Annotated in this window: 20 protein-coding genes; 19 read left to right on the top strand and 1 reads right to left on the bottom strand. The window is 55.5% G+C overall.

The genetic code is table 11. The features are described from left to right. The first annotated feature begins 37 nt into the window (after positions 1 to 37). The 4 genes from IEX36_RS02465 (at position 38) to IEX36_RS02450 (ending at position 4,415) form a co-directional block, all read left to right on the top strand. Complete coding sequence (locus IEX36_RS02465) at positions 38 to 1,477, top strand: FAD-dependent oxidoreductase (protein WP_188757752.1); 1,440 nt, start codon at positions 38 to 40, stop codon at positions 1,475 to 1,477. Between the two features lie 370 nt (positions 1,478 to 1,847). Continuing rightward, a complete protein-coding gene (locus IEX36_RS02460) occupies positions 1,848 to 2,891 on the top strand; it encodes a GlxA family transcriptional regulator (protein WP_188757751.1) in 1,044 nt (347 codons plus the stop codon). A gap of 135 nt (positions 2,892 to 3,026) precedes the next feature. Next, the gene (locus IEX36_RS02455; protein WP_229668656.1) at positions 3,027 to 3,596 is read left to right on the top strand and encodes a carbonic anhydrase; all 570 of its coding nucleotides are present in this window, start codon (positions 3,027 to 3,029) and stop codon (positions 3,594 to 3,596) included. 75 nt (positions 3,597 to 3,671) lie between these two features. Continuing rightward, positions 3,672 to 4,415, top strand: coding sequence for a DJ-1/PfpI family protein (locus IEX36_RS02450; RefSeq protein WP_188757750.1), 744 nt, complete (start codon positions 3,672 to 3,674; stop codon positions 4,413 to 4,415). Positions 4,416 to 4,495: 80 nt separating this feature from the next. Here the strand turns inward: IEX36_RS02450 and IEX36_RS02445 are convergent, their stop codons facing one another. Then, entirely contained in the window at positions 4,496 to 5,101 is a 606-nt protein-coding gene (locus tag IEX36_RS02445; RefSeq protein WP_188757749.1) for a TetR/AcrR family transcriptional regulator, read from the bottom strand. Positions 5,102 to 5,251: 150 nt separating this feature from the next. Here IEX36_RS02445 and IEX36_RS02440 point away from each other — a divergent pair, with 150 nt between their 5' ends. From IEX36_RS02440 to IEX36_RS02370, 15 genes are all read left to right on the top strand, one after another. Further along, entirely contained in the window at positions 5,252 to 5,998 is a 747-nt protein-coding gene (locus tag IEX36_RS02440) for an SDR family NAD(P)-dependent oxidoreductase (RefSeq protein WP_188757748.1), read from the top strand. 278 nt (positions 5,999 to 6,276) lie between these two features. Beyond that, positions 6,277 to 7,275, top strand: a complete 999-nt coding sequence (locus IEX36_RS02435) for a hypothetical protein (protein ID WP_188757747.1) — start codon at positions 6,277 to 6,279, stop codon at positions 7,273 to 7,275. Further along, positions 7,272 to 7,604 (top strand): cytochrome c, encoded by a 333-nt coding sequence (locus IEX36_RS02430; RefSeq protein ID WP_188757746.1) that lies wholly within the window; start codon positions 7,272 to 7,274, stop codon positions 7,602 to 7,604. The genes IEX36_RS02435 and IEX36_RS02430 overlap by 4 nt, the downstream gene beginning before the upstream one ends. A 44-nt stretch (positions 7,605 to 7,648) precedes the next feature. Further along, complete coding sequence (locus IEX36_RS02425; RefSeq protein WP_188757745.1) at positions 7,649 to 8,014, top strand: cupredoxin domain-containing protein; 366 nt, start codon at positions 7,649 to 7,651, stop codon at positions 8,012 to 8,014. Between the two features lie 4 nt (positions 8,015 to 8,018). Next, on the top strand, positions 8,019 to 8,489 hold the full coding sequence (locus IEX36_RS02420; protein WP_188757744.1) for a c-type cytochrome: 471 nt from the start codon (positions 8,019 to 8,021) through the stop codon (positions 8,487 to 8,489). 18 nt (positions 8,490 to 8,507) lie between these two features. After that, complete coding sequence (locus IEX36_RS02415; protein ID WP_188757743.1) at positions 8,508 to 9,794, top strand: nucleotidyltransferase family protein; 1,287 nt, start codon at positions 8,508 to 8,510, stop codon at positions 9,792 to 9,794. Positions 9,795 to 9,964: 170 nt separating this feature from the next. Next, positions 9,965 to 13,393 carry a TonB-dependent receptor gene (locus IEX36_RS02410; RefSeq protein ID WP_229668654.1) on the top strand — a complete coding sequence of 1,143 codons (3,429 nt, stop codon included), beginning with the start codon at positions 9,965 to 9,967 and terminating at the stop codon, positions 13,391 to 13,393. Between the two features lie 50 nt (positions 13,394 to 13,443). Then, the gene (locus tag IEX36_RS02405; RefSeq protein WP_188757742.1) at positions 13,444 to 14,487 is read left to right on the top strand and encodes an aldolase; all 1,044 of its coding nucleotides are present in this window, start codon (positions 13,444 to 13,446) and stop codon (positions 14,485 to 14,487) included. Then, positions 14,484 to 15,749: an MFS transporter gene (locus IEX36_RS02400; RefSeq protein ID WP_188757741.1), complete on the top strand. Its 1,266-nt coding sequence runs from the start codon at positions 14,484 to 14,486 to the stop codon at positions 15,747 to 15,749. Before IEX36_RS02405 ends, IEX36_RS02400 begins: the two co-directional genes overlap by 4 nt. Before the next feature lie 152 nt (positions 15,750 to 15,901). After that, a complete protein-coding gene (locus IEX36_RS02395) occupies positions 15,902 to 16,585 on the top strand; it encodes a response regulator transcription factor (protein WP_188757740.1) in 684 nt (227 codons plus the stop codon). A gap of 39 nt (positions 16,586 to 16,624) precedes the next feature. Next, positions 16,625 to 18,451, top strand: coding sequence for a sensor histidine kinase (locus IEX36_RS02390; RefSeq protein WP_188757739.1), 1,827 nt, complete (start codon positions 16,625 to 16,627; stop codon positions 18,449 to 18,451). After that, a complete protein-coding gene (locus IEX36_RS02385) occupies positions 18,448 to 20,022 on the top strand; it encodes a hypothetical protein (RefSeq protein ID WP_188757738.1) in 1,575 nt (524 codons plus the stop codon). Before IEX36_RS02390 ends, IEX36_RS02385 begins: the two co-directional genes overlap by 4 nt. Positions 20,023 to 20,041: 19 nt before the next feature. Further along, positions 20,042 to 20,782, top strand: coding sequence for a hypothetical protein (locus IEX36_RS02380; protein ID WP_188757737.1), 741 nt, complete (start codon positions 20,042 to 20,044; stop codon positions 20,780 to 20,782). Between the two features lie 190 nt (positions 20,783 to 20,972). After that, complete coding sequence (locus IEX36_RS02375) at positions 20,973 to 22,409, top strand: alpha-L-fucosidase (protein ID WP_229668653.1); 1,437 nt, start codon at positions 20,973 to 20,975, stop codon at positions 22,407 to 22,409. A 352-nt stretch (positions 22,410 to 22,761) separates the two neighbouring features. Next, on the top strand, positions 22,762 to 24,864 hold the full coding sequence (locus IEX36_RS02370; RefSeq protein WP_229668652.1) for a glycoside hydrolase family 3 C-terminal domain-containing protein: 2,103 nt from the start codon (positions 22,762 to 22,764) through the stop codon (positions 24,862 to 24,864). The last annotated feature ends 10 nt before the right edge of the window (positions 24,865 to 24,874 follow it).

The raw sequence follows: 24,874 nt of genomic DNA, 5'->3' as shown, positions 1-24,874 counted from the left end.
ACTTCGCCGCTGCCCCACTGCCTTTGCGTAGCAGAGAGTGAGTTACCGGCGCGTCCGCGAATACTACGCAGTCCGAGGCATCAACGTTGATAAATTCGGCAATGATGGCGCCGTAGCCGAACCTCACGTTGCGGAGGCTATCATTGAACAACTGGTTACTGAACAGTCGAAGTCTCTGACGGTCTTCCGCGAAAGCCGGTTGGCTTATGTGCATAAAGATAAGCGCCGTATTCGCACAATAGTGCTCGACAAGGCACCGGTAGATCATCGCGGTGCACCGTCGCCGAACCCGATTGAAAAATCCTACGTCAGCGTTTCAGCCGCTATCTTCATCGATGCTTCGTACGAAGGAGATTTGCTGGCTGCAGGCGATATCCCATATCGCGGTGATCGCGAAAGTCGCGACGAGTATGGCGAATCCTATGCGGGGATCATCCCGTATCAGGGAAGTGGCCACGACAACGCTATTGTCGCGGTCGATCCCTACAGAAAGCCCGGCCATGCTTCCAGTGGCCTAATACCCCTAGTATCGAAAGCCACACTCGGTATCGCTGGATCGAGTTCACCAATGATCCAGGCCTATAACTTTCGCATCTGCCTAGTGAAGCAGAACCCTATTCCGACCCAGCCGGGCAGTGACTATCACCCGGCCACCTACGAGATCGTGGCGCGCATGATCGCCGCGCAAGCAGCGGCCGGAAAACCTTTCCGTGCAGAACAGATGCATAGTGGTCGTTCACGTCGCTTGCTCAAGTTCTGCGTGCTTCCCAATGGAAAGACAGATATCAATAACGCAGCCGATGTCTCTATGGATTTTGTAACCGGGGGCTCGGAACGGTATGCGAAGGCGAGTTGGGCAGAGCGAGCCCATCTCTGGCACGCACACGAAGACTATCAACGGGGCTTGCTCTATTTTCTCCAGACTGACCCACGCGTCCCTGAAGATATCCGAACTGATCTCGCGCAATGGGGGCTACCTCGCGATGAGTTCCAGGACACTCGGGGGTGGCCAACGCAACTTTACATCCGCGAGGCACGCCGCATGGTTGGAGCCTATGTCATGCGACAGAGTAATTGCCAGAACCCACCCACAAGTTTGCCCGACTCTGTCGGGCTAGGGACCTACTCTCTCGACTCACATGCCTGCCAACGCCTCGTCAATGCGGGAAAGGTCGCTCAAGAGGGCGAGTTCTATGACAGCATTGGACACGCGTATCCCGTCAGCTATCGAACGCTGACGCCACGCGCAGAAGACTGCGAAAACCTTCTGGCAACATTCTGCGTGTCATCGACGCACGTATGCTTCGCTTCCGTTCGCATGGAACCGCCTTATATGGTCCTTAGTGAAAGCGCCGCGATCGCCGCTCACAGCGCATTGGTCGAAGGCACCAGTGTACAGAACATAAATCTTCAACACTTTTCCATGCAACTCCGAGATGCAGGCCTGATCACGATATCAAGCGAAATCCCAGGCTGAGTTGTCGCCATTTGTTCCTATTTAAGAATGCTGGCCAGCTAACCTTCGCCAATGCGTGACCCCCATTTTGCGGTCTCAACGTCTGGTCAGGTTGTCTGTCTAGATAATCTATGTGTCGTAGTTGCCACTTCCATGGATATCCAGATTCGTCCAGACCGAAGGGACGCATCCAAACGAGATCGTTGAGGAGGCGCTGGTGGAGTGCGTTGGCACGAGATAAGAAATAGCAGCGTCATCATCGACAATTATCAGTTGTTGAGAATGCCGGCCCCAACATGCTCTTTATCTCCTGGATACAATAAATGCAGCGTCATACTTCATCTCCCCATGCACCACAGCTAGCGAAACCGAAGTCCAGACAATTCGGATAATGAATAGACCGAATCCCAAGCGTCGTACCACACAGAGAATCGATGGCCCCGCCCGCTCGCCGGGGCAAAGCACCCGTCGTGTCCTGATCGTGGCTGTACCACCTGTGCGGACGCTTGATGTGTTTGGGCCACTGGAGGTTTTTAGCGATGCCAACCGCTCTCGAAGCGAAGAGCCAATTTATGAAGTTGCTGTCGTCTCGGCTGGAACCGATCGTGACGTTCTGAGCCATCTGGGTCTTCCGATTCACACAGATCAAACATACGGCGAGTATTGTGGTCCGATCGATACTCTTCTTGTCGCCGGGTACGACGGGGTTTCGAAAGTGCGATACGAACCGAGCTTTCTAAAATGGCTCAGTGAGAGCTGTGCGAGCAGCCGTCGCTTTGGTTCAGTCTGTACTGGAGCGTTAGTCCTGGCTGAGGCTGGCCTTCTTGATGGACGGCGTGCAACCACCCACTGGAACTGGTGCGAGGAGCTTGCGCGCGACTATCCGCGAGTGACTGTAGATCCCACGCCTATCTTTGTTAGAGACGGAAACTGCTATACCTCAGCAGGTGTAACTGCTGGAATTGATCTCGCGCTCGCACTTGTGGAAGAAGATCTAGGCAGACAGACAGCTCTCAAGGTTGCTCAGATGATGGTGGTGTTTTTGCACCGGCCAGGCGGTCAATCGCAGTTCAGCGCCACTCTGATGGCGCAGTCTTCTGAGAAGCGGCCTCTTGGTGATGTGCTCGCTTGGCTTCCCGACAACATCCAACGCAACCTCTCCATCGAAGGTCTTGCCAGGCGCGCCGCCATGAGTCCGCGGAACTTCGTTCGCGTGTTTCACCTGGAAGTGGGCAAAACTCCAGCGAGATACATCGAAGATCTTCGCATCGAGGCAGCTCGGCGCCAGATCGAATCGACAGCGATGACTCTCCAGGAAATTGCGCTTTCCTGCGGGTTTACCTCTGCGGAGACTCTTCGTCGTGCATTCGCACGCTGCCTCGGCGTTACACCTCGCCAATATCGGGCCTCGTTTGGACGCGCTCGAGTGCAGTGACCCTCTTCCTGCGATTTGGCAGAAATGGTTGGGTTTTTGTCTCTAATCGCTCGAATTTATCGAGTCGATGCTTGCATCGAATGGATGCGTACATCATTATGCTGGCCTACCCGTCAATCATATTTCAGGAGAATCATGATGAATACCCTCGACCTTATGTTGGAACACAACAAAGAGCTCGCTACCCCAATGCCATCGCTTCCACAATCTTTGCAAACGTTAAAAGCGGTAATCATCGGTTGTGCAGATATGCGCGTTGATCCTGTTCAGGTGCTTGGCATCAAGCCCGGTGAGGCCGTCGTCATGAGAAACATCGGCGGTCGAGTCACGCCGGGGCTGTTGGAGGAGTTTGGGCTGCTCGGACGAATTGGAGAAGTTGCCGGAACGATTCCGGGAAACGGTGGGGAATTTCACCTGATTGTGCTTCATCACACGGATTGTGGCAGTACACGTCTTGTGGGAGACCCTGCCATGCTGGCGCACTACTTTCAGATACCGGAAAAGGAAGTTACGGCCAAGTCAGTCTCCGATCCGCGCAAGTCGGTCGTCGTCGATGTTGCTGCTCTCAGAGCGATTCCGGCATTGCCGGGCGAATGGCTCATTTCAGGCCTCGTTTATGACATATCTACTGGGCTTGTCGAAGTTGTAGTACCTGCGGCCCCAATTCGTACCGGTCAAAATAACCTGGCGGTTGAGGTCGCATGAAGGTGCCGATGTTCCGGCACCGGAGCTCCGTGTGGGTACATGTTTTCAACTGGTTCCGTGGAGAGGTGAGTCACGATGAGTGTTCCACTATTTGTTAGCGAGAGGTCTAAGCCAAAGCTTTCTGGGCAACCGCTTTCTGTGGGCTGCTTGATCTTCGATCAAATGGATCAGATCGACTTCACGGGACCATTTGAAGTTCTTTCACGCATGCCGGATACAACCATCCAGATCATCGGAAAAGAAGTTAAACAGGTACGCGACGTGCAAGGGCTTCGCCTTTCGCCGGATGTGAGCATCGCAGAAACAGGAATATTCGATGTACTGCTTGTTCCCGGCGGCTATGGGCAACAGGCACTGATGCACGACGAGGAAGTACTAGGACTCATCCGCAAACACGTACAGAGGGAAAAGCTCTTGTTTTCAGTCTGCACAGGAGCCCTGCTCTGTGGTGCAGCGAGTGTGCTGCTGGGAAGACAGGTAACCACTCATTGGAGCACACGGCATTTGATGCAGTATTACGGAGCGATTCTTGTCGATGCAAGGGTCGTGGTTGACGGCAACCTCATCAGCGCCGCAGGCGTAACGGCCGGACTAGATGGAGCGCTGGCGTTGGTCTCTCTCTTGCGCGGAGATGCGGCTGCGCAAGAGATTCAGCTTGCCATTGAGTATTCGCCGAACCCCATTTTTCACAGTGGAACTCCGGAGAGCGCACCCGCTGAAGTACTCGAAACATTTCAGAAGAGATACGAGCTCATCGGGACTGCAAGAGAGACGGAGGCAATGCGTTACGCGGTAACCAATAGGCACGAGCAGCACTGATAAGTCGCCGCTCCGTCACTGATTCGAGTGCAGACCTCTTATGACAGTCAGTGTTTCTGGGACGCCACAGCTCTAATAGCTTATCTTTCAAGACCCAAGTGTCTGATCGCGACCTCCGCCGTGCGCTTCAATTCAGCTCTAGTTGAACCGTTCGCGGCCTGAATAGCCAGACCGCTTAGCAGTGAAGAGAGATACCTCGTATAGTCGTCGACATTCTCTTCTGGTGGAAACTCTCCAGCTTTTCGAGCCTTGAGGAGGCGGGCTTTGATGGCCGCCTCGTTTTGCAGGCGCATCTTTTGCATCAAGGCTTTTGCAGGTTCCGTATCCGTACCGCAGGAGATAGCACCAGTGAGCGTGAAGCAACTGGAAGGATGCTCTTTTGAACCAAGGAACTCAACCGTGTTGTCGAATGCAGCGAGAATGAAGTCTCGCAGCGTAGGCTGCTCGAGTGCTTTCACCATATATTGCGCTGGCACGTCAGCGTACCGTTTGGCGGCAAGCGCAAAGAGCTCCTGTTTGTTACCGAAGGCGGCGTAGATGCTCGATGGGTGGATGCCCATAGCCAGAGAGAGGTCCGCCATCGATGTCCCCTCATAACCCCGTTCCCAAAAGAGCCGCATAGCGATATCCAAAGCGATCTTTTTGTTGAACGCAGCCGGTCTTCCGAGTTTCGCTGAGGTCTTCATAGAGTTTTTTCATTTTAGATTGGGAATTTGTGAATCCGATGCATTCCGCCCACATCTGTAATGATTGTTCGATAATGCGTAGTGATCATTGCATAATATCGCGCGGCGGGAAGGCAGCCGTGATGCACGGTTTACAAAAAGGAGAACTTGATGGGTGTACTCGAAGGTAAGGTAGCAGTCGTCACGGGCGGCAACAGTGGAATTGGTTTGGCCACAGCGAAGCGGTTTGTCGACGAAGGAGCATACGTTTTCATCACGGCACGCCGGCAAGCAGAACTGGATAGGGCTGTGTCTGCGATCGGCAGGAACGTCGCGGCCATAGCAGGAGATCTTTCACAACTTGCAGATATCGATCGCATCGCTGCGGCGGTGAAGACAGGAAAGGGCGTCGTGGACATCATCGTGTCCAATGCGGGCTTTACGGAGCAGGCGCCGCTAGCAAGTATCACGCCCGAACATTTCGATAGGACATTCAATCTTATGGCACGTGCTCCGGTCTTCCTGGTGCAGAAGCTATTGCCGTTGATGAGTCGCGGCGGCTCGATCATCTTGGTCGGCTCTGCAATGCATGTCATGGGCATTCCGAACCATACAGCCTACGCTGCGACTAAGGCGGCGATGCGCTCCTATGCTCGCACATGGGCTGCTGAGTTCAAGGACAGCGGTATACGTGTCAATGTTCTGAGTCCCGGCGTTACCGATACCCCTATCCTGGATTCACAGTCGGAAGAGCACGGACGAGACGAAGTTGTAAAGATGTACCTGAACATGATCCCGATCAACCGCCTTGCGCAGGCCGTGGAAATCGCCAATGCAGCTGTCTTTCTGGGTTCCGAGCAGAGCTCATATGTGACCGGAGCGGATCTGATGGTAGACGGTGGCGTCGGTCAGGTTTAAGGTTAGACGGATTGTGGACTAGTTCCTCTTGTTAGCGCCAGGCGAAGCGATGATTCATCTCCCCTTGACGTAATCAGTTTTTGAGTCGGCCCCTTGTGAGTTGTCCAGCCGTAGTACCTATTCAGCCCAGTTACAAACCCATGACATGATCCAGACAGACCACTGACATTTCATCACTCACTCGTTGCTAGCGTAAGGGTGTGGATGAACTGACTATACAATCACTCGCTGCAAGCAGAACGCGGTACCGCTGGCGATGGATAAAACAGCTCTGGCTCATGGGAGCATTGTTTCTGCTCCACGCGCTCGCCATTGCTCAGTACACACCAATCATCTCGGGCGGCATCGGCTTTCTCGACAGCACAAACACAGGCGCTCACTTCGTCCAACCGGTTGTAGCTCCGCTGGTCGCCGCACCAATCGGCACACACCTGCTGGCGGAGTCTCGATTCGACTTCCGCGAGTTTGTCGGGCGCAAGAACGGAACCAGTGGTCCCTATGAAGGCACCTTCTTCAAATCAACGCAGTATCTGCAGCTAGACTATCTAGCCACTCCGAACTTGACGCTGGTAGTTGGCAGATTCCTCACACCCTTCGGCACCTACAACGAGCGGCTCACGCCAATTTGGATGCAGAACTTTCAGGACGCGCCGCTCATCACCCCCATCGGCACGCGAACGACCGGTTCAAGCGATGGGGCAATGTTGCGCGGCGTGCTCTATGCGGGCAATGCCGTACACGTCGACTATGTCGGCTACTCTTCCGCGCTCAGCGGTGTACCGCAGTTTCAATCTGCACGCTCTGCTGGGGACCGGATTGACTTCTACTTCCCCTCAACGCGGATCGAACTTGGGACCTCCTACGCCCGCTTCCTCCAGAACACGCACTACAATTCCATCGGCGCACATTTTTGGTGGCAGCCCTGGAGAGTGCCCTTACAGGTGCGCTCCGAATACGCACACGATCCACATGCGCAAGGCTACTGGCTGGAGAGTGGATACCGGCTCTCGCAGTGGAGAGGCCGTGAAAGCCTGATAGGCCGTCTGGAGCCACTCTTTCGCATCCAGCAAGTCTTCCGCAACAGTCCCGGCCCGGGCGATGGCCTCCCGTCAGCCGACACGAAACAGGCAGACTTTGGATTCATATATCACCTGCCCAACGAAGTCCGTTTCACAACAAGTTATTCGCGAAAGTTCTCATCGACAGGCAATGCAAATATCTGGGACGTAGCCCTGACATACCGTTTTCTATTTCCCATGTGGCGAGGCAAACGATGAAGATGATTCAGCGCATAATGCACGCATGGCTAGCAAGGCTCGCGCTCTCTGTTGGCATCGCAGCAGTGTCTGTATCTGGAAGTGTGTTTGCTCAGACGCATTCGAACAACTCCTCGTCATCGAAACCCAAAAGCTTGCACCAAGCGAGCGCAGCTAAAGCCGTGCCCGATCCGGGGGAGGAAAAATTCCGTGCAAATTGCGGCCGTTGCCACACGACGCCGGAGCAGCTATCTCCGCGAATCACGGGAACAATCGTGATGCACATGCGCGTGCGCGCCTCGCTGAGTGAACAAGACGCACAAGACATCCTGCGCTATTTGTCCCCATAAAGGCCAAATACAGAGCACATTTAGACATATTCGGGAGAACCTGCATGAGACCCAAATTCGCCTTACTCGCCGTAATTGCAGTGGCGCTAATATTTTCGTCGATCCTTCCATTGTCCGCGTGCGCACAAGATCAGCCTCAGCGGGTTGAGGTTGTAGCAAAGCGCTTTCAGTTCATTCCCGCGGACATCACCCTGAAAAAGGGAGTGCCCGTCGTATTGGTTTTGACCAGCCAGGATGTAGGTCATGGGCTGAAGTTTAAAGAGCTGAGCATCGACATTAAGGCAAAGAAGGGAAAGTCAGCCGAAGTCACGTTCACGCCACAGCAAACAGGAACGTTCATCGGCCAGTGCTCTGTATTTTGTGGATCGGGACATGGGTCGATGAAGCTGACGCTGCATGTAACGGAGTGAGTCGATGCGTGCTCGCTGCCATCTGATCATTCTCGTCGCAGCCATGCTGCTCACAGGTTGCAAAGTAAGCCCGCCGAATCGAGTCGAACGCTATGTGGTGCATGAAGTGAAACACCATATCACCGTGGGCAACAAGTCGGCACAGAATCCGATCCCGCTTACAACTGAGAATCTTGCCGATGGCAAAGAGGCGTTCGGGCACTACTGTACCGTATGCCACGGACTCGACGGTCAAGGTACGGGCGTGCCGTTTGCCGACCAGATGTCTCCACCGCTGCCATCGCTGGCTTCTCCCGAGGTGCAAAGTTACACCGACGGTCAGTTGAAATGGATCGTCGAAAACGGCATCGCCCCTTCAGGCATGCCCGCATCAAAAGGCACTCTTAATGATGATGAGATGTGGTCGATCGTGCTCTTTCTCAGGCACCTTCCTCCTGCCGGCAGCTTAGGGGAGCCAGAGGTATACAGCCACTAAATGCACTAGGAGAACGTCATGGGTTGGAGCATCTCGGTTGATGAAAGAATTGCGGACGCCGTCATTGCAAGCTTCACCGATTCAGTGGAACGCTCCAGAGCCCGGCTCTCCGCGTTCAGCCGCAAGGATTGGGAACGAGCATATCTTTGGCTCATCGCTAGCGGCATGACACTGTACTTTCTCGATCGACTGCAGACGCTGGGCATCGAAGATTCCTTGCCGCCAATAACCATCGCGAAGTTCCAGCAAAACCTAGCCGACAACCGAAGACGTAACAGCGCTCTCATGGAAGAGTTCATTGCCATCAACTGCGCATTCGTTCAAGCTGGCATACGATACGCCAACGCAAAGGGGTTCACCCTTGCACCGGACTACTGCCCCGATTCTGCTCTGCGCAATCAGCTCGATTTCGACTTTTTAGTCGATGAGAAATATCTGGGGTGCTGCCGGAGCATTCTAACCGCCGCTGGATACGTGCAGTCCGTGGAATCAGCATCCGCGTGGGAGTTCAAAGCAGGCGCTTCGAAACCAGCGCGCACAGAAGACCACTACAAACCGCGACCAGAGCGCCGGGTGGAACTGCACTTTGCACGTGTAGGATCACCGCGCTGGCTGCTGTGCGATGCGCAGCTTGCCAGGATCGTCCAGCGCACATGGCATGGACGTAGCTTTCCTGTCTTTGCTCCAGAAGATCAGTTCATCATCCAAGCGCTGCACATCCTTTCGCATCTGCGCAGTCCCTGCACTCGTCTTTCGTGGCTGCTCGAATATATGCGTTTCGTGTCTACACACGAACATAACTCAACACTTTGGGAGAGCGTGCGCGAGCGCTCTCAGGCAACGCGGGACGCTGCGATAGCAATAGGTTTGGCGACCCTGCTGTCGCGCCGCTTCTTTGGTGGCCGTGCTCCCGATCAGCTCAATAAATGGACACTTGACTGCCTGCCTGCGGGCGTAAAGTTATGGGCCGACTGCTACGGGCATGGTGCCTGCCTCTCAAAATTCCCAGGGACCAAACTGTATCTGCTGCTCGAAGGGGAATTGGGGCGCGGAGACATACAATGGCTTGTGAAGAGACGCCATAGACTCATCCCGCCGCGCAAAGTGCCGCAGATTACTCTGGCTGAGCAGAACGAAAGTTTGTGGAAGCGGATGCGCCGTGCGCTCTACCAGGCTCGATTCACGCTCTTCCGTCTCCGCTTTCACCTGGTCGAAGACTTGCGTTACATGATCGAGTTGTCGCGTTGGAAACGACTGCTGGCCGCTCAGTCAATTCACAATCTTCTTCCTTCTGCTGAAAAGTAGGCCCAACTGAAGCGCTCGCTTCGACGGTGTACCCATCTGTGCGCTTTCCGCTTCGCGAACAATCAGCGCATCAAAACATGACTAAATTTGGACAATTTGCTGACAACCACGAGCGCCATATCTTCCTACACTTGCTTCGTTAGCAGGCATATCTGCTCAAGGTGAGTCCAGTGAAGATACTCAGACAGGAGATTCGGATACTTCTTGTCGCTGCTGCTCTATGCGCAACAGCGACAGCCCACGCGCAGGATGCAGCAACAGGTGCAATTGCAGGCACACTCTACGACTCATCCGGCGCAGTCATCACAAAGGCAAGCATTGACGTTCTGAACGAACAGACGCATCTTTCCCGATCGGTTTCAGTCGACGCGCGTGGAGACTTTCGCCTCCCGTATCTCTCCCCTGGAACATATTCCGTGCTGGTTCAAGCCGACGGATTCGATCATGGCGCGAAGCGCGGCATTCCGGTCATCGTCGGTGAAGTGACCAGCGTCTCCTTCCACCTGCCCCCCGGCAAAGTCGACATCGTCGTAGACGTGGATGTCACCCAACCGCAAACGACATCGCTGGGTCGAGTCGTCGACGAGTCCACAATCAAAGCTCTGCCGCTCGCCAACCGAAACTACACTCAGATTCTCGCGCTCTCTCCCGGAGTCGTAGTGGAGATTCCCAATGCCGCCAGCCTTGGCCGCAATAACCAGAACGTCAGTGCAAACGGCGGAGGCACAACAGTCAATAACTTCCAGTTCAATGGCATCGACGCCAACAATCTTTCGCAGAACTCCGCTTCGGGCTATCAATCTGAGGTAGGTTTGGCCATCCCAGCACCCGATGTCATTCAGGAATTCAACGTACAGACAGGCGGCTACGATGCGGCGTACGGTCGCGGCTCCGGAGCCAACGTAGACGTCATTAGCAAATCGGGAACAAACCAGATTCACGGCTCCCTGTGGGAGTTCTTCCGCAACGACATGCTGAACGCCAATGACTTCTTTGCAAAGATGAATGCCCAACCCCGCCCCGTGCTCAAACAAAACCAGTTTGGCGGCACACTTGGCGGACCCATTCGCCACAACAAAACATTTTTCTTCTTCGGCTATCAGGGCACGACCCAGCGCGACGGGGACGCGTCTGGTTCGTTGCAGACCGCTATTCTGCCGCAGCTAACGTCGGATCGCTCCGCCGCAACACTCGGCGCACAGTTCTGCCCTGCCAATTATCCCGGCAACCCCGGCTACCTCACCTCTGCGGGTGGCACGCAAATCGCATGCGATGGGTCCAATATCAACCCAGTCGCGCTTGCACTGCTCAACTACAAAACGAGCGGTGGCAAGTATGCAATCCCGAGCCCGCAAACATTGTTGCCTTCCACAGACTCGCAGATTCCTATTGGAGAATCCACTTTCTCTATTCCCGCGCAATATCGCGAGGACCAATTCACCGTCAACCTTGATCAGGCAATGTCTCCAGTCAATCAGTTGTCGGGTCGTTTCTTCTATTCCCGCGCGCCAACAACCGTAGCATTCGCTGGCTCCGGACCAAACATTCCAGGCTGGGGAACATCCGAGTTAGACCAGAACACGATGTTTGTTCTGTCGGACACTCATGCGTTCCACGCCAGCCTGATCAACATCGCGCGTCTCGGCTACATGCGTTTCGACGGGTTCAACAAAGTCCAACAGCCAATCGCCGCCGCGTCCATTGGGATTGCAACACCCGGACCGCTTCCCGAAATCCCAGGCATTGCCGTCAATGGCCTGTTCACCATCGGCACGCCCGGCCAGCCGATCTATTGGCAGAACACCAACACCTATGTCTGGCAAGACACCATCTCCTTCACGCATGGCCGCCACTCCCTGCGTGCCGGTATCGAATTCAAGCGTCATCAGGTCGATGTCAACGTTCCATTTGTTGAAGACGGCTTTCTTTCCATCAACACCTTTGCAGACCTGCTCCTTGGAGAGAGTGCCGCTCAGAATGGCGGCGCATTCAGCAATGTCTTTTCCGCGACAGCATCCTCCGGCATCTTCCCCAAATACGAACGCTACACCGACTACGCAGGGTTTGCGGAGGATGACATCAAGATAAGCCAGCGTCTTACAGTGAACGCTGGCATACGCTACGAAATCTTCGGCGCCCCCTCAGAGATTCAAGGACGCCTACCAACCTTCGACCCCACTATTGCAACCGCGGCCGTTCCAGATGACGGGTCTCTCAGCGGCTTCGTTATGCCGGCGAACTACAAGGGCCCGCTTCCCGGCGGAGCCATCCGTTCCGGAACACGAGGGCTCTGGTCCACGCCGTACACCGACATATCTCCTCGTCTTGGATTTTCGCTGCGACTCTCTGAGCAGCACCATCTTCTTCTGCGTTCCGGCTACGGTATCTACTACAACCGGACATCAGGAGATGTCGCCGAGACCACGGTCGCACAGCCGCCCTATGCGTTTGATCAATTTCAAGCAGGTGCCGCAAACGCCGCGGCAACATTGCAGCAACCCTACGTTCCCGCGCTGCCGCCAGCCGCCAGTTTCCCACTCTTCCTGCCGCGAGTTCCCGGCGGCGGACTCTTTCTCGCCGAGGTATGGCCTCGCCTGCGCGACTCTTACGTGCAGCAATACAACCTGAATCTTCAATATGGCCTCGGCCATTCCACGCTCTTCGAGGTGGGCTACGTCGGCTCCGCGTCGACGCACCTGACCGGGCAGACCGAGTTCAACCAAGCGCTGCTTGCAAGCCCTTCGAATCCGGTCAACGGTGCCACCACCAACACCGTGGAAAACGTCGTTCAGCGTCTGCCGTTTGAAGGCATCGCGCCCGGCTCATACATCGTTAAAACCGCATTCAGCGCAGCCTACAATTCATTGCAGACCAGCGTCACACAAAGACTGAGTCATGGTCTTGAATTCCTCGGCAGCTACACATGGTCGAAGGAGTTGAACGTAACCAGCGACTCCGGAGCGCTCTCGAACTTCGAACTAGGCTTCGTCACCAACGACCAGACCAATCCTCGACAGGCACGCGGTCTTGGTAACTTCGACCGCGCTAACCGTGGAGTATTGAGTCTCACCTACGCACTGCCCAGGCCCGCTCTACAGATGGCGCTGGCACGACAACTCTTATCCGGATGGGGGTTCTCCATTGTTGCCGTCGCCGAATCTGGAACTCCGCTCGTAATTACAGACATGCGCGCGGGCTCCATCTACGGAAACATCGCAGGCTTCTCGCGCGCTGAATGCACCGGAGCGCCACTCAAGGCATCGGGATCAACCTTCTCGCTACTTCAGGGCTACTTCGACTCTGCCGCATTTACCACCGCGCCCATCGTAGGCGGCGATCCCAACTCAACACTCTTCGGCAACTGTGGGGTCGGCAACATACGCGGGCCTGCACAGCGCAATATCGACTTCGCTGCGACCCGCACGTTCCCGGTCAAAGAATTAGGCAATCTCCAGTTTCGCGCGGAGTTCTTCAACATGACCAACACTGCAAACTTCGGCAATCCATCCACCGAGCTCTCTTCCAGTTCTTTTGGCTTCATCACGAACACAACAACTAACCCACGCATCGTCCAGTTCGCCCTGAAATATTCCTACTGAGTCGTTAACTGGCATCACGGACCACAAATCGATTTGAATCGGAGGTTTTGATGATTGAACTGGAGCAAGAGCGCAGTATCGTTGCAGCCGAGCTAGCAGAGCAGGACGTCGATATGCCCAATGATGATCCGCTGCAATGCAAAGTTCCTTTGAACCTCAAAGCCACGTTCTACCCCCTCGGCTTCTCCGTAGAGATTGCGACCAACTCACAAGAAGTGCTCGATGCCGCAGCTGAAAGCTGGGGAGGTATGCGCCATCGCTACATGCGTCCTACGCTGCGGCTCTACGTTGGCGTGCGGGACAGCGGCCTCGTGGCCTGCCCACCCGCGCCTGTCGTTCGCGCCCAACGCCATCTACTTTCCATCATTGCAGACTCCCACAATCACGCGCTATGCGATCTCAGGGAAGGCTTTGCCTATATGTGGGTAAATCGTGGATCAATCCGTCATCGCAATTACCTGCGTTATCACTTTCTCGAGGCACCGACCCTCGTCCTGATCTCGACGTTATATGTCGTTCCTATTCATGCTGCCTGTGTCAGCCGCTACGGCTGCGGCATGTTGCTCTGTGGTCCTTCGGGCATGGGCAAATCGACGCTAGCTTACGCGTGCGCACGCGCCGGCTGGACCTATACCACCGATGACGGAAGCCAGCTTCTGCTCGACGCCGGACGCGCGTATTTTGTCGGCAATTCGCGCCAATTTCGATTTCGCCCATCGGCGAAGACTCTCTTCCCAGAGCTGCATGGGCGCAGTCTGACTCCTCGTGCTCAAGGCAAACCCTCCATCGAAGTCCCAGTCTCTGAACTGCCGAGCATCGTAGCGGCAGACGAGGCCGCCGCGCACTGCGCCATCTTTCTCAACCGGCAGCCCACTTCCACCGCCGAACTGAGGCCATTCAGCAAAGACATCGCTATGGACTACTTCCGCGAGAGCGTCGATGTCTTTCCCCCCGAAGCCATCAGCCAGCTCCAGCGCGACGCGCTTGAATATCTCTCGACCATTCAGTGCTACGAGCTTCGCTACTCAGATCTTCCGCAAGCGCTGGATCAGCTTGATCTTCTAGCGCGAAACTGCGCTCAGTCACTCACATGACGCAGCTTGCCTGCACGCCTAACGAACAAGGCTTCTCGCTGAAGAAGCGAATCCGGCTGTGGCTTGCAAACGCTCCTCGCGGCCAGTTCTGGCTCTTCTTCGTTGGCGCAGGTTTATTCAACTTCGGCTTCTCCGTCTTTTTTTTCCTCTTCAATCTCTATCTTCTCGACCTTGGCATGACAGAGCGCACGCTTGGCGTAATCGGCAGCCTCATTGCCGTCGGCAGCATCGCAGGCACCATCCCATTCGGAGTCATTGCGCAGCGCTTCGGACTTCGCCACACGCTCACAGTCGGGGTACTGCTGACTGTCACCCTCTCCATTCTGCGCACCTGTATCGTCGCGGAGATCGCGCAGTTTGCCCTAGCAATATGCATCGGCCTCACGCTGTGCTTCTGGGCTGTCTGCCTCTCACCTTCCATCGCCGCGCTGACAACAGAACAGGAGCGCCCCATCGCCTTTAGCCTGATCTTCGCATCCGGCATCGGAGTGACCGGGCTTGGTTCGTTTACTGCGGGTCGCCTGCCCGGATTGATCCAGAAGCTTCACTTCACCTCGCTCACTCCCATACAAGCCAAGCAAGCCACTTTGCTGTTCGCATGTGTTGGCGCGTTAGTTGCATTGATTCCGATATCCGGTCTCACTTTGCGCCCGGCAGCCTCTGAAGTGAGCCTGCCGCGCTTCTCCAATCCTTTCCTGAGAAAATTCCTTCCTGCAATCGCACTCTGGAGCCTGGTCACAGGTTCCTTTGCTCCATTCGCAAATGTCTATTTCGTGCATCACATGGGCTTCTCGCTTGAAAGAGCAGGAGCAGTTATGTCATCCGGAAGCCTCGCGCAGTTCATCGCAGTCCTTGCCGTCCCGCTGCTCTTCCGCAAAGCCGGACTGATCACCGGAGTGATGCTGACACAGTTTTCAACAGCATTTGCGCTGGGCATGCTTGCTTTCGCTCATGGGACCGCATCGGCAGCGGCGATCTACTGGATATACGTCGCCGCCCAGAACATGAATGAGCCTGGCATCTATAGTCTTTTGATGGACCGTATTCCTGTCACTGAACACAATGGCGCATCCGCGGCGACGTTCTTTGTCAGCGGAATTGCCCAGGCTGTCGCCTCGCTTACGATGGGAACTGCTATCGTGCGCTTTGGCTACTCTCCCGCAATGCTTATAATTGCAGTTCTCGCCGTCGCAGCGGGAATCGTCTTCAGAAAACTGCCGGAGAACACGCCCTCCACCGAAAATCCCATGTTTGAGCTATAGTTTGTCTCAACACGGGCCCCGGGAGCGCGGGAATTTTGTCTCTTTTTTGTCAATTCTCCCGGCTGCAAGTGAACCATCACCCGCCTGGATGGGAAACTGAATACGGAAGGTACAGCGCGTCTTCCATATCTCGATCAGACCGAGGTGGCACCATGAGCCTGATACTCGTTATCGAAGACGATCCCCGCATCCAGCGCGCATTGCAGCGCCTGTTTGTTGCCGAGAGCTATGAGGTTCATATCGAAGGAGACGGCCCGTCGGGTCTTGCTGCCTGCAAGCGTCTACGTCCCGAAGCGGTTGTTCTGGACCTCATGCTACCCGGCCTCTCCGGCCGCAACGTCTGCAAAGAAATTAAGTCGTGGTCGGTCGACACTCCCGTCATCGTATTGAGCGCAGTGACTGAGGTAGCCGACAAGGTGCTTTTGCTGGAAACCGGCGCGGACGACTACATGACCAAGCCCTTCAGTCCACGCGAGCTTCTCGCACGAGTGCAGGCAGCCGTCAGGCGTACACGAAGAAAAGTCGAGGGCATGCCCATTGGGTTCGGCGATGTCTCCGTCGATTTCTCGAAGATGGAGATATACAAAAGCGGCACACTAGTCCCACTCACCGCGCATGAGTTCAAGTTGCTGCGCTTCTTTTTCGAAAACGCCGGCCGCGCCATCGCCCGCGAGGAATTGCTCAGCGATGTCTGGGGCCTCAGCTTCCACCTCACCACCCGCACCGTGGATAACCAAATCCTCAAGCTGCGCCAGAAGCTTGAAACCGACCCCGCAAATCCGGTCTACTTTCGCACAGTTCACGGAGTCGGATATAAATTCGTACCGCAGACCTGAATCACTCAGAGGGAACGTTGACCCATGAAGCATTGGCGCATGCGCACAACCTTGATGGTCTCGCTTCTGGCTGCATCACTTGGGCTAACGGCCACGTGTCTGCTCATCATCCGAATCAGCGTGCAGCAGCAGATTCACAATGGCCTGAACGCAGACCTCGACCACTCGCTCGGCACCTTCCGCAACATCTCTCATCAACGCGACACCATGCTCTCCCGCGAAGCCGCTCTGCTCGCCGACCTCCCCAGCCTCAAGGCGCTTATGGTCACGCAGGATGCACAAACTATTCAGGACGGCAGCCAGGAGTTCTGGAACATCAGCGGCAGCGATCTCTTCGTCCTAACAAGTCAAACCGGAAAGCTCTTCACCTACTCCAACCGTGGCCCTCGCCTCGACAACGCGCTTGTAACGCGAGGGCTCCAGGCCTGTATGGCAGCAGTGGACGACCCTTGTATGGTCTCATTCGGCCCACATCTATATGTTGTATCCATCCAACCCTTATACTTTGGCCCACCAGCAAACGATTCGCAGCTAGGCTATGTCATCATCGGCTACGCCATCGACAGCCAGCTAGCCAGCCAGGTAAGCGAAGCCGCAGCAGCCGAAGTCACTTTCATCGTTGACGGAACCATCTCCGCAACAACATTGCCTGCTACGACATCTGCCGATCTTAGTTCGCAGCGTCAGGCTATAGATGCACTGGGAACATCTCCCAGAACAATTCAACTAAATCACGAAATCTACATAGCCGCTGTCTCCACCCTTCCGGCAGTGGGTCAGAGCAAAGTACAAATCGTCGTGCTCAAGTCCTATGACCGCGCCAGCGAATACCTGCGTCGCGTCAACCGCTGGATTGTCGCCCTGGGCTTGGCCTCATTGCTGATTGGGCTAGTCCTCGCCGCAGCAATCGCACGCACCATCACGCGCCCACTCGAGACACTTGCTGCCGGAGCCCGCGCGCTTGGCCGAGGTGACTTCGACTATTACTTAAGCACCGACGGTGCGCTCGAGGTGCGCGAGCTGTCGCAAACCTTCGACAGCATGCGAGAGGAACTGAGGCGCACGCATCGAGAGCTCATCGAATCCGAGCGTCTTGCCACCATCGGTAGGATGGCCAGCTCCGTCTCACACGATCTCCGCCATCACCTCTCCGCCATTTACGCAAACGCAGAGTTCATGAGCCTCGCGCAAACACGCAACGAGGAGAGAGCGGAGCTATTGATCGAAGTGCGAGACGCAGTGCAGGGCATGACCGATCTGATTGAATCACTGCTTCTCTTCAGCCAGACAAGTCAGTCGCTGCATCTCGCCTGCGAGCCGCTGAACCAATTGATCGAGCGCACCATCCGAATCGTACTGCAGCATCCCGAGAGCCGCGCGATCGAAATCCAGACCCCTAATCTTCCCCATATCGAAGCATGGGTAGACGGCAAGAAACTTGGTCGCGCCATTTATAACCTGCTACTAAACGCATGTCAGGCCGCGCGCGCCGGATCCGACCCTCCTTTAGTTTTGGTCGGCATCTCAGAAGACGACAAGACTATTCGCATCAGCATCACAGACTCGGGTCCAGGCGTAGACAATGCAATTCGTCAAACTCTCTTCCAACCATTCATCAGCGCAGGAAAAGAGAACGGCGTCGGCCTCGGACTCACTCTCGCACAGCACATCGCCCAGGAACACGGCGGAGAAGTGAAGCTGGAAGAGTCACAACCCGGCAGAACAATCTTCAGTATCGTCCTCTTCAAACAAGCCCTCGATGCACTCGGCCGCTTGACGCCGAAGCTTGCGACGATCAACAACCTCAACGAGCAGACAGGCACTGCTGGCAGCACCGAAACCAAGCCTGAATTTGAGCAGCCATGAATCATCCGATACATCTCGCGCGGATTCGTTCCCTTCGTCCTGTCGTCATTCGAATCATCGCATCTAATCTTTTGTTCGCTGTTAGCGGTACGTGTCTCTTTGCGCAACTGCAGCAGACTCAGGCAACAGCGTCTCCTGACGCGCAACGTCTCGCCGAAGTCGAACAGCGTCTCAACGAAGTGACCATCACGCTCACCCAGACCCAGCAGGTGCTTGAGAAATCATTGGCAGAGGTCCAGCAGCTTCGCGCGCAACTGCAATCTCTGCATGCGCAAATCCCTGCCAATTCAGTGGAGCCCCCAGCCGAGACCGCAACTGTCAGCGCCACTCCGCAAAAGAGCGATCTCGAGTCCATCCGCGAAGAGCAACAAGCGATGCAGGCTGAGATCAAGCAGCACGACCAGACAAAAGTCGAGACCGTCTCGAAGTATCCCGTGCGCATAACCGGATTGGCGCTGTTCAACGCGTTTTCGAACGCGGGAGTCGTCGATAACGTCGAGCTTCCCACACTGGCGTTGCCCCGCTTTCCAGGCGGGTCGCACGGCAGCGCAGGCGCCACACTTCGTCAGACTCTCCTTACTTTGCAAGCAGCCGGTCCCGAACTAGCAGGCGCGCGCAGCACAGCAGCGATTAGCGCAGACTTCTTCGGCGGGTCCGCATCCAACATCTACGGCTACAACTCCACCGCCGGCGTCATGCGTATGCGCCAGGCGCGGGCCGCTCTCGATTGGCAGAACACCACCGTTGAAGCCAGCTTCTCCGGGCCGTTCATCTCGCCGCTGTCGCCAACCTCCTACGCCACTGTCGCGCAACCCGCGCTGTCGGGCTCCGGAAACCTCTGGACCTGGTCTCCACAGCTTCGTGTCGAACAGCGCGTCCCATTTTCAAGCCATGCTATAGCCTTCGAAGGTGGCTTCATCGATCCGCAATCTCCCGGCTACACGGCCATCCAACTTGACAGCCCAGTCGAAGCCTCACGCCGCCCGGGATACGAGGGCCGCATCTCCTATCGCGCGAACAACGATCCAAATCTTGGCACGTCGCAGTCGCTATCCTTTGGTGTCGGCGCATACTCCAGCAGCCAGTTTTATTCCAGCAGCACACAAATTCATTCCTGGGCAGTCACAGGCGACTGGCGAATTCCAATCAAAAGAGTTGAGGTCTCCGGCGAAATCTACCGCGGCCGCGCACTCGGAGGGCTCGGTGGCGGAGCATACAAAGACACGCTTATCGGCCAGAACCCAGTCACTGGCCTCACTGTCACCAAAGGTGTCGACGCTGCCGGCGGTTGGAGCCAATTAAAGCTGAGGTTCAGCTCCACCATCGAGGCCAACGCCATGTTCGGCCTCGACGACGCCTTCAGTAGCAACTTTGACGGCATCGTCCTGCCGCCTTCAACCAATCCGCTCCAGCTGTACGCGCGCAACAGCACCATAGGCAGTAACCTGATCTTTCGACCAAAGACTTACCTCATCTTCTCGCCGGAGTATCGGCATATCGAAAGCTGGCGCTACACTGGTCCACCAAACATTGCAAACATCTATACCTTGACAGCGGGATACCAGTTCTAATCGCCCGCAGAGAGCCTCAGTGAACACTGCAACGACGAACCAGACAAAGCGACGCCACGGACTGATCACGATTGCAGTGGTGCTCTTACTGCTTGCCGCGCCAGGATGCTCGCAGACAGTCGATGTCTATGCGCACATCCAACTCGATCGCCGTGCCGAGCACTCACACCCCCGCAAATCCTCTGCCGATGTCGTCATCTGGCTGGTGCCGACAAGAAAAAATCCTCCCATCGCCGCGCCGCGCGCGAAGCAAACCTACACCCTCATTCAAAAAGACAAAAAATTCACTCCGCACCTGCTCGTTGTGCCCACCGGTAGCAGCGTGGACTTCCCCAACCTCGACCCGTTCTTCCACAACGTCTTCTCACTCTTCAACGGCAAACGTTTCGACCTCGGCCTCTACGAAGCGCACACGCATCGCACCGTCGTCTTCGACCGCCAAGGCGTCTCCTATATCTTCTGCAACATCCATCCCGAGATGGGCGCCGTCATCATTACGCTCAACACGCCCTACTATGGAATATCCACGCCCGACGGCTCACTCGTCATTCACAACGTCCCGCCAGGCAGCTATCGCATGGACCTGTGGGCCGAAGACGTGGACAAAGATCGGCTCAACGCGCTCAGCCATATCGTCGAAATTACCTCGCAGGACAATCAACTAGGTACATTTCACCTCGACACCACAGGCGATGTGATGGATCATCACAAAAACAAGTTTGGCGAGACCTATCCTCCAGCCAACAGCAATGCCTACTAATGCGAAGAAGTTCAGCTATCGACGGAATATGATTACGGCGCGCAGGACCATCAGGATGGACATCTGAGGCGCACGCTCACTCACCTCGGTATAATCATCGACCTCGCATATATAGTCATAACGGGATGATTCAAGCCACTCTCAATCCATCATGGCTCCAACTTAGCAAAGTCTTAAAGAAGGGATGGCAATGCAGCGGAGAGAATTCTGTAAGTTAGTAGGGATATCGGCGGTTGTGAAGGCGGTCGGGGCAGTTGGAGCGGCTGAGAGCAGTAACCCATATGTGCCCGAGGCTGATTCACTTGTTCTACGCAAACTTGATGAGTGGCAGGACTGGAAGTTTGGTTTCATGATGCACTGGGGACCATATAGTCAGTGGGGTGTAGTGGAATCGTGGTCGATCTGTTCTGAGGACTGGATCAGGCGTCCTGCGGGCATCAGCTACGTCGATTACAAGAAAAAATACGAGGCATTGCCAACGACGTTCAACCCGATCGGGTTCGATCCCGACGTCTGGGCAGGCGTCGCTAAAAATGCCGGCACGAAATACGTTGTATTCACGACCAAGCACCACGATGGCTTTTCAATGTTCGACACCAGGCAGACTGACTACCGCATCACCGCGCCTGACGTTCCATTTCACACAAATCCCCGCGCAAACATCGCCAATGAAGTCTTTGCCGCTTTCCGCAAGCAATCTTTCGGTATCGGAGCATATTTCTCAAAGCCTGACTGGCACAACCCGGACTATTGGGCACCCGAATGGGCCACTCCCGATCGGAATGTCAACTACGACACGCGTAAATATGTTGAACGCTGGCAACACTTCGCCGCATTCGTACACCGACAGATCGGAGAGTTGACTTCCGAATATGGCTCGCTTGATATTCTCTGGCTTGACGGCGGCTGGGTAAATTCAAAGACCCATCCGGATGCGATCGTCGGAAGTGGCGAAGTACCATGGCCGCAAGATATCGACATGCCAGGTTTGGCTGCGCTTGCACGCAGGAATCAACCCGGCCTGATCATCGTCGACCGCGCCGTTGGTGGTCCTTACGAAAATTACCGGACGCCAGAGCAGCAGATACCCAAGACGCCGCTGGCCTATCCCTGGGAAACCTGCATGACTCTCGGCAATTCATGGTCGTACAAGCCCAATGATCACTATAAGTCTGCGCGCCAGATTGTTCACATACTTGTAGACATCGTTGCTAAAGGCGGCAACTATCTGCTCAATGTCGGCCCTGATGCAAATGGCGAACTGCCGACCGCGGCTGTTGCACGACTCGCTGAAATCGGAGCTTGGATAAAGATCAACGGTGAGGCGATCTATGCGACGCGCCCTGTCGCGCCATACCGCGATGGCAAACTGTGCTTTACCCGTGGCAAGGATGGGACTTTTTATGCGATCTATCTGCTCGACGAAGGCGAGATAGCTCCTGGAACGCTTAGGTTGAAAGGTATTGTTCCAGCGCGAGCTGCGACGATACATCTGCTCGGGAGTGAGACCCAGCTCAAGTGGAAGAGTGACGGTGCGGGCACGAGCATCGCTCTTCCAGAAACGCTGTGCAGGCAAACTGTCGATGATTACGCTGTCAGCCTGCGTATTTCTGCGATACGACACTAAAGACGCTCGTTCAGCCTCATAAAGATGCAACTGTCATCGAAATCGTAGAAAGCAAGTGTGTGGACTGTGCACTGAAGCCCTATGAGGCCACGGCGATCAGTCAAATATGGAACACTCGACCATAATTGGAAACTAATCCTGCAATGACAAGGCTGGTAGTCGTATAAAGGTGTGCACAAGTTCGCGGATAGAATAAGTACGCAGTTTGAACATGAAAGCTACGAGCGCTCAGCACATGTACATTCGTTCGATCTGATCTGAATTTTATAAAGATGAATTATGCCTCACATTCATTCAATATTCCGCTTTTGTGGTTCGCTTCTAATCAAATTTCAATCCCGCTGGAGACAAGATGAACTTAACAAATAGGCTCGGTTCTGTGCTGCGCGGCGTTATGCTGCACGGCATCACTGTGATTTTTATTGCCCTTGGCTTGGATACAGCACTTCCGGCCCAGCAAGCGGCTCTCACGCATACGCAAGCCGTGGCCAGAGCCCGCTCGCTCGTCGCCAAGATGACGCTGGATGAGAAGATCGCCCAGCTCCACGGTATTCGGGATCCCCAAAACTTCCGCGTAATTCCAGGTCTTCCACGTCTCGGCATTCCCGCATTCCACATGACCAACGGCCCTGCAGGCGTAGGCCCAGGTGGCGCAGGCCCACAGAAGCCGGCTACAGCAATGCCGGCTCCGATCGCGCTCGCGGCCACGTGGGACCCCTCGCTTGCCTTCGCCTATGGCAAGCTCGAAGGCGAAGAGACCCGCTCGACCGGCAGCCAGCTCTTTGAAGCGCCTGATGTCAATATTGCGCGAGTTCCGCAGGGCGGTCGTGTCTTCGAGAGCTTCGGAGAAGACCCCTATCTCGACTCGCGCATCGCGGTAGCCGACATTGAAGGCATTCAGGACCGCGTGCATGGCGCGCATATGATTGCCAACGTCAAACACTTCATCGCAAATAACCAGGAGTCGGCGCGGATGAGTGTCGACGAGATCATCGGCGAGCGAGCGCTGCGTGAGATCTACATGCCGCAGTTTGAAGCCGCCATCAAGGAAGCTCATTCGGCTTCGCTGATGTGTGCGTATCCCAAGGTGAATGGCGCGTTCAACTGCGAGAATGAACCGCTCCTGACTGGTGTGCTGAAGAAAGAATGGGGCTTCGATGGATTTGTCGTCTCCGACTGGGGCGCGACACACAGCACAGTACCCAGTGCGCTGAACGGGCTCGACGTGGAGATGCCCACCGGCCGTTACTTCAGCGACGACCTCAAGAAAGCCGTCGAATCAGGCCAGGTGCCGCAGTCGCGGATTGACGACATGCTCGTGAGGCGCTTCGCCAAGATGATGGAGTTCGGACTCTTTGGCTCGCAGCCGAAACCTGCGCCAATCCCGGCATTCGAGCACGGAGCCGAGGCTCGCAAAATTGCCGCGCAAGGCATGGTGCTCTTGAAGAACGCGGACAACATCCTGCCGCTTGACCCGGCTGTGCGGAACATCGCGCTCATCGGCCCGTGGGCTGTGCGGCCTAGCACGGGCGGGGGCGGCAGCTCGCACGTGGTTCCTCTCTACACCATCACGCCTGATGATGGCCTGCGTGCAGCAATGGCTTCACGCATATCGGTGCTCGATGGTTCGGATTTAAACGCGGCCACGGCAGCCGCTAAGCGCGCGCAGATTGCCATCGTTATGGTTGGGGATGAAGATAGCGAAGGCCGTGATCAGTCGCTCACACTCTCCCAGGCGCAGGATGACCTGATTACGGCAGTCGCAAAAGCAAATCCCAAGACGATTGTCGTTCTGAAAAGTGGCTCAGCGATTTTGATGCCGTGGCTCGATAGCGTAGCCGCGGTGCTGGAAGCATGGTATCCGGGCGAAGAAGACGGTCACGCCGTAGCTGATGTGCTGACCGGCGCCGTTGACCCTTCGGGTAAATTGCCGCTCACTTTCCCCAGGAGCGTAGACCAGACACTAGCAGCACATCCCGAGCAATATCCTGGTGAAAATGGCACGGTGCATTACAGCGAAGGCATTGAGGTAGGATATCGCGCCTATGCGGCCAACAATGTCACACCTTTGTTTCCGTTTGGCTTTGGGCTTTCCTACACGACGTTCCGCTTTTCCGACTTGAAGACGAGCACGCTATCGGGTGCAGCTAATGCAATCGTCAGCTTCAAAGTAACGAATACAGGCAAGCGCTCCGGCGCGGAAGTGGCGCAGTTGTATCTTGGATTCCCACCCATCGCCGAAGGCAACGAGCCGCCGATCCAGTTGAAGGGATTTCGCAAGGTCATGCTGAATCCTGGCGAATCCAAGACGGTTGAACTGAAGCTCGATGCCCGCTCTTTCTCCTATTGGTCAGAGAAGACTCACGGGTGGCAGATACCACAGGGCGAGTTTCAGGTGATGGTCGGTGATTCTTCGGCTGAGACGCCGCTTAAAGGAACGATAAAACTGCAGTAAGAACCACCGC

The sequence above is a fragment of the Edaphobacter acidisoli genome (assembly GCF_014642855.1).
Classification (GTDB): Bacteria; Acidobacteriota; Terriglobia; order Terriglobales; family Acidobacteriaceae; genus Edaphobacter; species Edaphobacter acidisoli.
Note: the sequence above shows the minus strand (reverse complement) of the source record. Positions and strands in the feature narration are given on the sequence as shown.